General features: G+C 46.2%; 11 protein-coding genes. 10 read left to right on the top strand and 1 reads right to left on the bottom strand.

Translation table 11 applies throughout. From position 1 onward, the window contains the following. Nucleotides 1–99: 99 nt before the first annotated feature. The 7 genes from ureA to ureG all read left to right on the top strand — a co-directional run bounded on the left by ureA (nt 100) and on the right by ureG (nt 5,142). Nucleotides 100–402 (top strand): urease subunit gamma, encoded by a 303-nt coding sequence (gene ureA, locus SJY39_RS27140; protein WP_004735119.1) that lies wholly within the window; start codon nt 100–102, stop codon nt 400–402. 11 nt (nt 403–413) lie between these two features. Beyond that, nucleotides 414–749: an urease subunit beta gene (locus tag SJY39_RS27135; RefSeq protein WP_010440579.1), complete on the top strand. Its 336-nt coding sequence runs from the start codon at nt 414–416 to the stop codon at nt 747–749. A gap of 41 nt (nt 750–790) precedes the next feature. After that, nucleotides 791–2,494 (top strand): urease subunit alpha, encoded by a 1,704-nt coding sequence (ureC, locus tag SJY39_RS27130; protein WP_010440581.1) that lies wholly within the window; start codon nt 791–793, stop codon nt 2,492–2,494. 115 nt (nt 2,495–2,609) lie between these two features. Then, the gene (gene ureE, locus SJY39_RS27125) at nt 2,610–3,062 is read left to right on the top strand and encodes an urease accessory protein UreE (protein WP_016767144.1); all 453 of its coding nucleotides are present in this window, start codon (nt 2,610–2,612) and stop codon (nt 3,060–3,062) included. A 73-nt stretch (nt 3,063–3,135) separates the two neighbouring features. Further along, nucleotides 3,136–3,732, top strand: coding sequence for a HupE/UreJ family protein (locus SJY39_RS27120; RefSeq protein WP_016788413.1), 597 nt, complete (start codon nt 3,136–3,138; stop codon nt 3,730–3,732). Between the two features lie 41 nt (nt 3,733–3,773). Beyond that, nucleotides 3,774–4,454: an urease accessory protein UreF gene (locus SJY39_RS27115; protein ID WP_016767146.1), complete on the top strand. Its 681-nt coding sequence runs from the start codon at nt 3,774–3,776 to the stop codon at nt 4,452–4,454. A gap of 46 nt (nt 4,455–4,500) precedes the next feature. Further along, nucleotides 4,501–5,142 carry an urease accessory protein UreG gene (ureG, locus tag SJY39_RS27110; protein WP_004735125.1) on the top strand — a complete coding sequence of 214 codons (642 nt, stop codon included), beginning with the start codon at nt 4,501–4,503 and terminating at the stop codon, nt 5,140–5,142. A gap of 121 nt (nt 5,143–5,263) precedes the next feature. Here ureG and xseA read toward each other — a convergent pair whose 3' ends face one another. Continuing rightward, complete coding sequence (gene xseA, locus SJY39_RS27105; protein ID WP_016784822.1) at nt 5,264–6,610, bottom strand: exodeoxyribonuclease VII large subunit; 1,347 nt, start codon at nt 6,608–6,610, stop codon at nt 5,264–5,266. A gap of 269 nt (nt 6,611–6,879) precedes the next feature. Between xseA and guaB the strand changes: the two genes are divergently transcribed. The 3 genes from guaB to SJY39_RS27090 all read left to right on the top strand — a co-directional run bounded on the left by guaB (nt 6,880) and on the right by SJY39_RS27090 (nt 12,246). Next, nucleotides 6,880–8,343, top strand: a complete 1,464-nt coding sequence (guaB, locus tag SJY39_RS27100; protein ID WP_010440594.1) for an IMP dehydrogenase — start codon at nt 6,880–6,882, stop codon at nt 8,341–8,343. Nucleotides 8,344–8,721: 378 nt separating this feature from the next. Further along, on the top strand, nt 8,722–10,275 hold the full coding sequence (gene guaA / locus SJY39_RS27095; protein WP_010440596.1) for a glutamine-hydrolyzing GMP synthase: 1,554 nt from the start codon (nt 8,722–8,724) through the stop codon (nt 10,273–10,275). 288 nt (nt 10,276–10,563) lie between these two features. After that, on the top strand, nt 10,564–12,246 hold the full coding sequence (locus SJY39_RS27090) for a chitinase (protein ID WP_016767147.1): 1,683 nt from the start codon (nt 10,564–10,566) through the stop codon (nt 12,244–12,246). The last annotated feature ends 4 nt before the right edge of the window (nt 12,247–12,250 follow it).

The raw sequence follows: 12,250 nt of genomic DNA, 5'->3' as shown, positions 1-12,250 counted from the left end.
GCCCTCGGTACATTTTTTAAAGCTTGCTATGTTTGAATCCCACTTACTGCTCATGCGTTTTTGAGCACTAAGAAAACAACACTAACAGCGGGCGGCTAAATGGAATTAACACCAAGAGAAAAAGATAAGCTACTTATCTTCTGCGCAGGAATGCTGGCACAGCAGCGCAAACAAAAAGGCTTAAAACTCAACTATCCAGAATCTATTGCACTGATCAGCAGTGCCATTCTTGAAGGTGCCCGCGAGGGTAAAACCGTTTCAGAGTTGATGGATTTTGGACGCACACTTCTTACTGTCGATGACGTTATGGAGGGGATCCCTTCCATGATCCCTGATGTACAAGTCGAAGCCACTTTTCCTGATGGCACCAAGTTGGTGACCGTTCATGAACCTATTGTGTAGGGAGAAGCAAGATGGCTGGTTCCACAAAAAAATACTCAGGTTTCGTTCCCGGCAAAGTAGAAACCGCTCCCGGTGACATCACCTTAAATGAAGGTCGCGAGACAACGTCAGTTAAAGTTCAAAACATTGGCGATCGTCCTATTCAAATTGGCTCTCATTACCACTTCTATGAAGCAAATCCTTCGCTGATCTTTGATAGAGAAACCACTAAAGGCTTTCGGCTCAATATCCCTGCGGGCACTGCAACTCGATTCGAGCCGGGTCAGTCGCGTAGCGTCGAGTTAGTACGTTATGCCGGTAAGTTAGAAATTTACGGCTTCCAAGGAAAGGTGATGGGCAAGCTTTAAGAGCTCCTCACGGAAATAATTAAAACAACAAAGGATTGATCATGGCGACGATATCCAGACAGGCTTACGCCGAAATGTTCGGGCCAACAGTTGGAGACCGAGTGCGTCTTGCTGACACCGATTTATGGTTAGAAGTTGAAAAAGATTACACCGTTTACGGCGACGAAGTGAAATTCGGCGGTGGCAAAGTCATCCGTGATGGACAAGGGCAAAGCCAACGTCCAAGTGCTGAGACACCGGATTTGGTGATTACCAACGCCATCGTATTAGACTACTGGGGCATCGTGAAAGCCGATGTCGCAATTAAAGATGGCCGAGTTCAGGCATTAGGTAAAGCGGGCAACCCAGATGTTCAACCGGGTGTTGATATTGTGATTGGCCCAGGCACCGAAATTTTAGCCGGTGAAGGCTCTATTCTGACGGCTGGTGGCATTGATTCACACATCCACTTTATCTGCCCGCAACAAATTGAAGAAGCGCTAGCTTCAGGTGTTACCACCATGATTGGCGGTGGCACTGGGCCAAATACGGGTACTAACGCAACCACATGTACGCCAGGGCCTTGGAACATGCACCGCATGTTGGAATCACTCGATCAATTCCCAATGAACTTTGGTTTGTTAGGTAAAGGCAATGCAAGTCAGCCAGAAGCTCTACGCGAACAAGTCGCAGCAGGTGCAGTCGGTTTGAAGTTGCACGAAGACTGGGGAACAACCCCCGCTTCAATCGATACCTGCTTAAGTGTTGCTGACGAGATGGACGTACAAGTTGCGATTCATACCGACACTCTGAATGAATCTGGTTTTGTTGAATCGACACTTGGCGCAATCGGCGACCGCGTGATTCATACCTATCACACCGAAGGTGCGGGTGGTGGTCATGCTCCTGATATTATTCGTGCTGCAGGTGAACCGAACGTTCTGCCTTCTTCGACTAACCCTACACGACCTTACACCATAAACACCGTCGATGAGCATTTGGACATGTTGATGGTATGTCACCACCTTTCCCCGTCTATTGCTGAAGATGTGGCGTTCGCCGAGTCGCGTATTCGTCGTGAAACCATTGCCGCTGAAGACATTCTTCATGATTTAGGTGCGTTTTCTATGATCGCTTCGGATTCTCAAGCGATGGGGCGAGTGGGTGAAGTAATAACTCGAACTTGGCAAACCGCGCACAAGATGAAAGTTCAGCGCGGTAGCCTAAAAGAAGATTCAGACTACAGCGATAACTTCCGTCTAAGACGTTATGTCGCTAAGTACACCATCAACCCTGCGATTACTCATGGTATGTCTCATGAAATCGGTTCTATCGAAGCCGGAAAATTAGCAGACTTAGTGTTGTGGAAGCCCGCTTTCTTTGGTGTGAAACCAAGCGTGATTTTGAAAGGCGGCATGATCGCCATGGCACCAATGGGTGATCCCAATGCTTCTATCCCAACCCCTCAGCCAGTTCACTATCGCTCTATGTTTGGTAGCTATGGCAAGGCGTGTCAGAACACATCGATGTTGTTTGTTTCCAAGGAAGCCAAGGCGCAGAACATCGATAAGCAGTTGGGGCTGCAGAGTTTGATTGGCGTAGTGAGCAACTGCCGAAACATCAGTAAAGCTGACATGAAGCTTAACGATTGGATGCCGAAGATTGAGGTCGACTCTCAGACTTATCAAGTGCGCGCTGATGGCGAGCTGCTTACGTGTGAACCTGCTGAAGAACTGCCAATGGCTCAAAGATATTTTCTATTTTAATAGCTCGGCTGAAGGCTCTTATCTTAGACCTTTAGCTGAAGCTCGTGTTTTAGCTCTTGGCTGAGGGCTCTTATTTTGAACGTTATAAATCTCACAAGGAGATTGAGGTAATAGCATGATTGAACTAACTCATATTCAAGAGGAGTTAAACACGACTCCTGATGGCTTTCTAAGTCTACCGATCGATAGTCGTATTAAGAGTCGTCTTAAAGTCACACTCGATGACGGGCGCAATGCAGGGCTGTTTCTACCACGAGGTCATATCTTGCGTGGCGGTGAACAACTCTCAAGTGAATGTGGCTTGGTCGTGGAAGTGAAAGCGGCACCTGAAACCGTTTCGACTGTTTACTGTGAAGATCTGCTCCTACTAACGCGAGTGGCTTACCACCTTGGCAATCGACATGTTCCGTTGCAAGTGGAAGCTGGCTGGGTTCGTTATCAACACGACCATGTTTTGGATGAAATGGTTGAAGGCTTAGGCGCTAAAGTGACCACCGAGACACAACCGTTTGAACCTGAAGGCGGCGCTTATGGTGGTCGCTCGGGTGGTCATCACCACCATCATTAATCGAGTCATTTGAGACTCACCCATTTATAGATACAACCACGATATTAATAACTATAAACGCAAGGAACTCGCGATGAACTTTAAAACAGCTGCAGGCTTATGTACTTTCACAATAGCTTCTCTAACAACATCGACATTGGCATTGGCTCATCCAGGTCATGGATCTCACTCGGTTCATGAGTCTCACTCATTTATGTCTGGCTTAACTCACCCTGTGACAGGCATGGATCACCTGATCATGCTGATCGCTTTTGGTCTATTAATTGGCGCACTGTCATTTTCAACCAAGATCAAAGCAGCTTTGATTGGGGGTGGATTAGTATCGTTAATGCTTGGTCTTATCGCAGGCCAAGCTTTGGGTTTCTCTGTGATTGTTGAACCAGCGATCATCGCTTCTCTGTTTGTAGTTAGTTTATGTTTATGGCATGTATTCTCACCATCAACTAAGCGTGTAAACAGTGTATTAGCGGCTTCGATTGGTATGTTGTTTTTCCATGGTTACGCACACGGTGTTGAGGCGGCAAGTAATCTGACTCAGTTTGCAGCAGGCATGGGCATCAGTGCTGTGGCATTAATGGTTATCGGTACTTTGGTTGGCCGTGCGGTTTACTCTAAATGGCTGTCGGTTGGCGTGGCTTCAGCAAGCGCACTATTGATTTTAGGCGCGTAAGCTCTCGAACTTTTTGATTCTAGAAGGCAGAGAGCAAGAGTATGACCAAAACAGAAAATATCGCTATTTATCGTCTCTTTCAATTGATCAGTCCATCGTTGCCGATTGGTGGTTTCACTTATTCGCAAGGGCTAGAGCTTGCTGTAGAAGCGGGGTGGGTGACCGATCGCAACAGCATGGAACAGTGGCTCAATACCATCGTCAGTTCCAGTGTCGCGACTTTGGAATTGCCCATCTTAGAGCGCCTTTATCACGCGCTAGAAAAAGGTGAGCTCGATGAGATTGAGCACTGGTGTAACTATTTGTACTCAAGTCGTGAAACCAGTGAATTGCGAGCGGAAGAGAAACAGCGTGGACAAGCCTTGAATACTCTGTTGAAGCGTTTAGACATCGATATTTCGTTGGTGGACTCTGTTGATAGTCATCCTAACCAACTGTTGGGCATGTGTATGGCTGCTCAACATTGGGGCATTGATTTAGAAAGTCTCAAGCAAGGTTATTTATGGAGTTGGCTTGAAAACATCGTTACCGCAGGGGTCAAGTTAGTGCCTTTAGGTCAAACCGATGGTCAGTTGGCACTGATTAATATCACCAACACGTTTCCCGAGATCATTGAGAAAGCACGCACGATAGAAGATTGGATGATAGGCAGCTTTTCGCCATCAATGGCATTAGCAAGTTCACTGCACGAAACACAATACACGAGACTATTTCGTTCGTAGCGGTTAGCACGAACTATGTAGTAAAAAGAATATAAGGAAGTAGACAATGGAAAGTTATAAGCAACCCCTTCGAATTGGTATTGGCGGCCCGGTAGGCTCTGGTAAAACAGCATTGTTAGAGGTGTTGTGTAAGGCGATTCGCGACAAGCTAAACATTGCTGTGGTAACCAACGACATTTACACCCAAGAAGATGCAAAGATACTCACACGTGCTGAAGCTCTCGAACCTGACCGCATCATTGGCGTAGAAACCGGTGGTTGTCCGCACACGGCTATCCGTGAAGATGCTTCGATGAACTTAGCTGCCGTAGAGGAGCTTGCTAAGCTACATAAGAACCTTGATGTGGTGTTTGTTGAAAGTGGTGGCGATAACCTGAGTGCGACGTTCAGCCCTGAGTTAGCCGACCTTACTATCTACGTGATTGATGTTGCTGAAGGGGAGAAGATCCCACGTAAAGGTGGCCCAGGTATTACACGATCTGATCTGTTGGTTATCAATAAAATCGATTTAGCACCGTATGTTGGCGCGTCACTTGAGGTGATGGAGCAAGATACGCAGCGCATGCGTCCAACCAAACCATACGTGTTCACCAACCTAAAAGAGAGCCAAGGTTTGGACTTCATCATCAACTTTATTGTGACGGAAGGTATGCTGACTATGAAGGAGCCTTCTACGACTGAGTCGTGAATCATGAATAGGGAGTAGAGTTTAAATCCGTTCGCTTTCTAATTTATTAGACACAAAAAAGCCCTGTCGATTATCGATAGGGCTTTCTGATTTTAAAGGGCTTTTAACGTTCGAGTCGAATCTAAAGCCCGCTCTTAGCGACTCTTGTTGTCACTTGTGACTCAATCACGCCATCTTCAACTTGAGTGGTGATCACTTCACCTGGTTCGACATCGTTAATTGATGACACGGTATTGCCCGATGTTGAATGGGTAATGCTGTAGCCTCGCTTCAAGGTTGCCAGTGGGCTCACTGTCTCTAACTTCTCTGCAGCCATGGCTAGCTGGTGGCGAGTGGTTAGCAGTGTTTTATCCATCGCATCCAATAGCTTCTGTTCTGAGCGTTGTAGATGCAACTTCTGTTCGCCAAGGCGCTTCACTGGCGAGTTCAACTGAAGCTGATGTTGTTTACGTTCAACACGCTGTGCATGCTGCTTTAGGTATTGAGCCATACCACGACGTAAGCGCATGTCTAAGTCATCAAGCTGCTGACTCTGTTTTTGCAGTTGGTAGCTAGGGTGTTGTTTCTCTAAGCGGTATTTCAACGTTTGAGTTGATTGCGCTTGTTTGATTAGTACATGACGAATTGCACTGACTAAGCGAGCGCGTTTAGAGACAAAAGCTTGTTCTTTATGACTGTTATCACGGCTAACCAGTTCGGCTGCTGCTGACGGTGTTGGTGCACGCATATCTGCGACGAAATCAGCTATAGTGACGTCAATTTCGTGGCCAACTGCGCTGATAATCGGGATCTGGCTTGCTGCAATTGTGCGAGCAACGATCTCGTTATTAAAGCACCATAAGTCTTCTAATGAACCGCCGCCACGACCCACGATCAACACATCACATTCATTGCGTTCGTTAGCTCGTCCAATCGCTTGAGCTATCTGAATTGCAGCCTCTTCGCCTTGAACCATGGTTGGGTAAACCACAACCGGTAATGAAGGATCGCGTCTTTTCAGTACATCAAGGATGTCAAACAGTGCAGCACCGGTTTTTGAGGTGATCACGCCAACGCGCTTTGGGTGTTCAGGAAGCGGTTGCTTGCTTGATTGAGCAAATAATCCTTCTGCGGCGAGGTTCATCTTAAGCTTTTCAAACTCTTGTTGAAGCTTACCATCACCTTCTGGCTGCATGCTTTCGATGATTAGCTGATAGTCACCACGCGGCTCATAAAGAGACAGACGTGCTTTGACTAAAACTTGATTACCGTTCTGAGGCTTAAAAGTCACACGACGGTTATTGCCACGAAACATAGCGCACTTAACTTGAGCGCGAGAGTCTTTAAGGGTGAGGTACCAGTGACCAGAGACAGGTGCAGAGAAGTTTGAGATTTCACCAACGAGCCAGACTATCCCCATTTCGTTTTCTAATAGGAGACGAACCTCTGAGTTGAGGCGAGAAACAGTAAAGATGTTTGGATTAGTCATAGAAGCACTATCTTTCCTTGAAGGAAGGTCTTTCTTGGAATCTCACAGGGCGTGAGTATGGAAGATAGCGGCAATATAATACATAGCAAGGGGGTAAATGCAAATTAAAAATACAAAAATGTGTAGCCAAGCGATTTCGTTGGCCGTATAATCCGTCCGCAATATCTAATCCAAATGCAGTTTAATTTTCCTTAATTGGCTGCCCTCATTAGGCGAAACGATGAGATTGGATTGTTTCTTTTTACTCCTATTATTGTGAGATATTGCAAATGCTAAGAATTGCCAAAGAAGCGCTGACATTCGACGACGTACTGCTAGTGCCAGCACACTCCACCGTTCTCCCTAATACAGCTGATCTTCGCACTCAGCTGACGAAGAATATTTCCCTAAACATCCCAATGATCTCTGCATCGATGGATACTGTGACAGAAGCTCGCCTAGCGATTGCACTGGCACAAGAAGGCGGAATCGGCTTCATTCATAAGAACATGTCTATTGAACAGCAAGCTGAAATGGTTCGCCAGGTTAAAATTTACGAAGCAGGTGTGGTTTCTCACCCTGTTACTGTAAACCCTGACGCGACAATCGCTGATGTTGTAGCTCTTACTCAAAAACACGGCTTCGCTGGTTTCCCTGTTGTTACTGAAACAAACGAACTTGTTGGTATTATTACTGGCCGTGACGTTCGCTTTGTGACTGACCTTTCTAAGAAAGTTGACGTAGTAATGACACCTAAAGCTCGCCTTGCTTCTGTTAAAGAAGGTGCAACTCGTGAAGAAGTTCAAGAGAAAATGCACGAAGCGCGTGTTGAGAAAGTTCTTGTTGTAAATGATGACTTCCAACTTACTGGAATGATCACTGCAAAAGATTTCCACAAAGCAGAACGTAAACCAAACGCTTGTAAAGATGAGCGCGGCAGCCTACGTGTAGGTGCAGCTGTTGGTGCTGGTGCTGGTAACGAAGAGCGCGTTGCTGCTCTTGTTGAAGCTGGCGTAGACGTTCTACTTATCGACTCTTCACACGGTCACTCTGAAGGCGTACTTAACCGTATCCGCGAAACTCGTGCTGCCTACCCTGATCTACAAATCATCGGTGGTAACGTAGCAACTGGCGCTGGCGCTCGTGCTCTTATCGAAGCTGGTGTAAGTGCAGTTAAAGTGGGTATCGGCCCGGGTTCAATCTGTACGACTCGTATCGTTACTGGTGTTGGTGTTCCTCAAGTAACAGCAATCGCAGACGCAGCTGAAGTAGCAAACGAATACGGTATTCCAGTAATCGCAGATGGCGGTATCCGCTTCTCTGGTGATATCTGTAAAGCGATCGTTGCTGGCGCATCTTGTGTGATGGTTGGTTCAATGTTCGCGGGTACTGAAGAAGCACCGGGTGAAGTTATCCTTTACAACGGTCGTTCTTACAAGTCTTACCGTGGTATGGGTTCTCTTGGCGCTATGTCTCAAGGTTCTTCTGACCGTTACTTCCAATCTGACAACGCTGCAGACAAGCTTGTTCCAGAAGGGATTGAAGGTCGTATCGCATACAAAGGTCGTCTAAAAGAGATCGTTCACCAACAGATGGGCGGTTTACGCTCAAGCATGGGCCTAACGGGTTCTGCAACTGTTGAAGATATGCGTACTAAAGCTGAGTTTGTTCGTATCTCTGGTGCGGGCATGAAAGAATCTCACGTACACGATGTTCAAATCACGAAAGAAGCACCTAACTACCGTTTAGGTTAATAATACGTCCAAACGTTTGAATAATGTGCTGATTTAGTCGGCACATTAATATACCAATCGTAGTAAATAACGGGTCATCCTAGCTTGTTAAAAAGCTCGATAACTTCGTTAGAATTTTTGATTGTAGAATAACTACTTATCAGAACTCTTTGTCGAATAGAGCAGCCTTGTTCTCAAGCTTTTTTCCTGCGCTATTCCTGAACACTTACTTACTGTGATTGGTATTATATCTACCGCTTGTTTTGTTTAGAGAGTGATTCTCACAAAACATCGCCTTACAGATAACCTACGAAAACGTTTGCTTTATTTCTTGAAGAGTTAATCAGAGGTGAGTAAACTCGCCTCCGTTTTATCACATAGCCAATAAGACTACTTACAATGACTAAAAATATTCATGACCAACGTATTCTAATTCTGGACTTCGGTTCTCAATACACACAGCTAGTTGCTCGTCGTATTCGTGAGATCGGTGTTTACTGTGAACTTTGGAGCTGGGACGTAGAAGAAGCGGATATTCGTGAATTCAATCCAGACGGCATTATCCTATCTGGCGGCCCTGAAAGTGTAACGGAAGAGAATTCTCCACGTGCACCTCAGTACGTATTTGATTCAGGTGTTCCTGTCTTCGGTATTTGCTACGGAATGCAAACTATGGCTGAGCAACTTGGCGGTAAAGTAGCGACGTCTACTGAACGCGAGTTCGGCTACGCAGCTGTACAAGTGACTGGCGAATCAGCACTTTTCGCTGACCTTGAGACGACTCAAGATGTTTGGATGAGCCACGGTGACAAAGTGGTTGAGATCCCTGCTGATTTCACAAAGATCGCTGAAACAGACACTTGCCCATACGCTGCAATGGCAAATGAAGATAAGAAGTACTACGGCGTACAATTCCACCCAGAAGTAACACACACTAAGAACGGCCTAAAAATGCTTGAGAACTTTGTTCTTAATGCATGTGGTTGTGAAGGTCTGTGGACTCCAGCTTCAATCATTGAAGATGCAGTTGCACGTATTAAAGAACAAGTAGGTGACGACGAAGTTATCCTTGGTCTTTCTGGTGGTGTTGATTCATCAGTAGTAGCAATGCTTGCTCACCGAGCGATCGGCGACAAACTAACATGTGTATTTGTAGATAACGGCCTTCTTCGTTTAAACGAAGGTGAGCAGGTTATGGAGATGTTCGGCAATAAGTTTGGCCTAAACATCATCAAAGTAGATGCTGAAGAGCGTTTCCTTAACGCTCTGGAAGGCGAAGCTGAACCAGAAGCGAAACGTAAGATCATCGGCCACGTATTCGTAGATATCTTCGATGAAGAATCTAAGAAACTGAAGAATGCTAAGTGGCTTGCTCAGGGTACTATCTACCCAGACGTAATCGAGTCTGCTGCATCTAAGACAGGTAAAGCACACGTAATCAAATCTCACCACAACGTTGGCGGCCTTCCTGATGATATGGAAATGGGCCTTGTTGAGCCTCTACGTGAGCTGTTTAAAGATGAAGTACGTAAGATCGGCTTAGAGCTTGGTCTTCCATACAACATGCTTTACCGCCACCCATTCCCGGGTCCAGGTCTAGGTGTTCGTGTACTTGGCGAAGTGAAGAAAGAGTACTGTGATTTACTGCGTCGTGCTGATGCTATCTTCATTGAAGAGCTTCACGCTGCTGACCTTTACCACAAAGTATCTCAAGCATTCACGGTATTCCTACCAGTACGTTCAGTTGGCGTAATGGGTGATGGCCGTAAGTACGATTGGGTTGTATCTCTACGCGCAGTAGAAACTATCGACTTCATGACTGCTCACTGGGCACACCTACCATACGACTTCCTAGGTAAGGTTTCTAACCGTATTATCAACGAAGTTAACGGCATTTCACGTGTTGTTTACGATATTTCTGGTAAGCCACCAGCAACTATCGAGTGGGAATAATCTTTTAGAGATTTAACCAGCTTTGATTAAGATCTTAAGCCTCGAACTCAGTTCGGGGCTTTTTTCTTTTTGATTCAGGGTATTAAAGAGCCATATCTAACCTCTAGAAACCAAATGGGTTGGAAATTAGATATCAGCTCAAGAAACCATGAGACGCTTTGTTGTATGAGCTATATATCAAAAATATCACTCGCAATTTTTATAAATTCATACAGCAACGGCTATGGTATTTCGCGTGTGAAGCATACTCTTTGATGGACTTATTAAGGACAGATAAGAGAATCCATCATGTTAAAAATCAAATATTTGGCGACAGTGCTCGGCTGCACATTGGCTGCGCAAAGTCATGCGTCTTTGAATATCCAACCTGATCCGCAAAACCCGAATGGTTACCTTGTTGAAAAGTCGGCATTACAAGCTGCTGAACAAGCGAAAACATCCGATCCTATGTATGCGATCTGGTCACAGGCATTACAAACTCGTCCCAATAGTGTTGTTGAAGCTATAGAGCCGGGCTTAGCCTCGAATCCTGAAAACGTAAAACGAGTCGAACGTGTATTCCCTCAATCTGAATGGAACTTCCTCACTCAGATGGCTGCACCAGAATACACCTACACTCGTTTCTTACGTGCGATTGGTAAATTCCCCGCTTTCTGTGGAGAGTACACCGATGGTCGTGACTCCGACGCTATCTGTAAAAAATCCATTATCACGGCCTTTGCTCATTTCTCACAAGAGACGGGTGGCCACATCGCGATAGACAACACCTCTGATAACCCATTAGCGCTAGAAGAGTGGCAGCAAGCGTTGGTACATGTTCGTGAAATGGGCTGGTCTGAAGGCCAAGAGGGCTACACTACGGGTTGTGGTCAGAACGATTGGCAAAATGCTCGCTGGCCATGTGCCGCGGGGCAGGGTTACTTTGGGCGAGGTGCCAAGCAGCTTTCTTACCATTTTAATTACGGTGCGTTCTCTGAAGTGATGTTCGATGGTGATGCAACGGTGTTACTGAATAATCCGGGCTTAGTCGCTGATTCTTGGCTGAACTTGGCTTCTGCTATCTGGTTCTTCCTTACTCCTCAAGCACCTAAACCAGCAATGCTGCACGTTATCGACCGCACTTGGACGCCATCTCAGCGCGAATTAGATGCGGGCATTGGTTATGGGTTTGGTACCACGATCAATGTGATTAATGGTGGTATTGAATGTGGGGAGCAGAACAAAGATAAAGGCCAACCGGTTAACCGTATTCGTTATTGGGAAGGGTTAGCAGCACACTATGAAATCCCTGTAGAAGCGGATGAAGCTAATACTTGTTGGCAACAAACGCCTTACGGAAGCTTGAACCTCAATGGAGCAACCGATGTGTTGTACACCAACTGGGATGGCAACTGGAAATACTACGCAGACCGCCCAGAAGGTTATTCATTTGAATGTGAGCTTGTTGGTTTCCAAACTGCATACTCTGCCTTGGTTGCTGGAGATTACGAGAAGTGTGTGACCAATTTTTATGGTTCTCATGCGAGCTGGCCTGAAGTGAAGGTGGTCGAAAAGCTTGATCCGGTAGACCCTGGTACTGATCCGGGTGGTAATGGTTGGAGTGCGACTAAGGTTTACAACGCGGGTGACCAAGTGACTCACTATGGTGCGACTTACGAAGCGAAATGGTGGACACAAGGGGATGACCCTGCCAATGGCGGCCCTTGGAAGTTGCTTACTGGAGATCCGACACCACCCGTCGTCACAGACCCGTCGCCAGTCGATCCAGTTCCGGTAGAACCAACACCGGTTGAGCCGCCTGTCGTCGTTGACCCATCGGTATTTATTACATGGCAAGCAGGTGTCAGCCAGGTGAGTAATGGTGACAAGGTGACACATAACGGCAAGTGCTTCGTAGCTAAAAACGGTCCGGGTGTTTGGGAAAGCCCCGTACAGTCGAATTGGTTCTGGGATGAAATTAGTTGTCAGTGATCTG

Origin of the sequence: Vibrio sp. R78045 (genome assembly GCF_042466085.1) — a bacterium.
GTDB classification, from domain to species: Bacteria; Pseudomonadota; Gammaproteobacteria; order Enterobacterales; family Vibrionaceae; genus Vibrio; species Vibrio cyclitrophicus.
The sequence above is the reverse complement of the archived record's forward strand: the minus strand, read 5'-3'. Positions and strand labels throughout refer to the sequence as shown.

Bases quoted from the DNA above. Each gene is read 5' to 3' on its own strand.
- ureE (WP_016767144.1), top strand. From the start codon at position 2,610: ATGATTGAACTAACTCATATTCAAGAGGAGTTAAACACGACTCCTGAT.
- SJY39_RS27115 (WP_016767146.1), top strand. From the start codon at position 3,774: ATGACCAAAACAGAAAATATCGCTATTTATCGTCTCTTTCAATTGATC.
- xseA (WP_016784822.1), bottom strand. From the start codon at position 6,610: ATGACTAATCCAAACATCTTTACTGTTTCTCGCCTCAACTCAGAGGTT.
- ureC (WP_010440581.1), top strand. From the start codon at position 791: ATGGCGACGATATCCAGACAGGCTTACGCCGAAATGTTCGGGCCAACA.
- guaB (WP_010440594.1), top strand. From the start codon at position 6,880: ATGCTAAGAATTGCCAAAGAAGCGCTGACATTCGACGACGTACTGCTA.
- SJY39_RS27090 (WP_016767147.1), top strand. From the start codon at position 10,564: ATGTTAAAAATCAAATATTTGGCGACAGTGCTCGGCTGCACATTGGCT.
- SJY39_RS27120 (WP_016788413.1), top strand. From the start codon at position 3,136: ATGAACTTTAAAACAGCTGCAGGCTTATGTACTTTCACAATAGCTTCT.
- guaA (WP_010440596.1), top strand. From the start codon at position 8,722: ATGACTAAAAATATTCATGACCAACGTATTCTAATTCTGGACTTCGGT.
- SJY39_RS27135 (WP_010440579.1), top strand. From the start codon at position 414: ATGGCTGGTTCCACAAAAAAATACTCAGGTTTCGTTCCCGGCAAAGTA.
- ureG (WP_004735125.1), top strand. From the start codon at position 4,501: ATGGAAAGTTATAAGCAACCCCTTCGAATTGGTATTGGCGGCCCGGTA.
- ureA (WP_004735119.1), top strand. From the start codon at position 100: ATGGAATTAACACCAAGAGAAAAAGATAAGCTACTTATCTTCTGCGCA.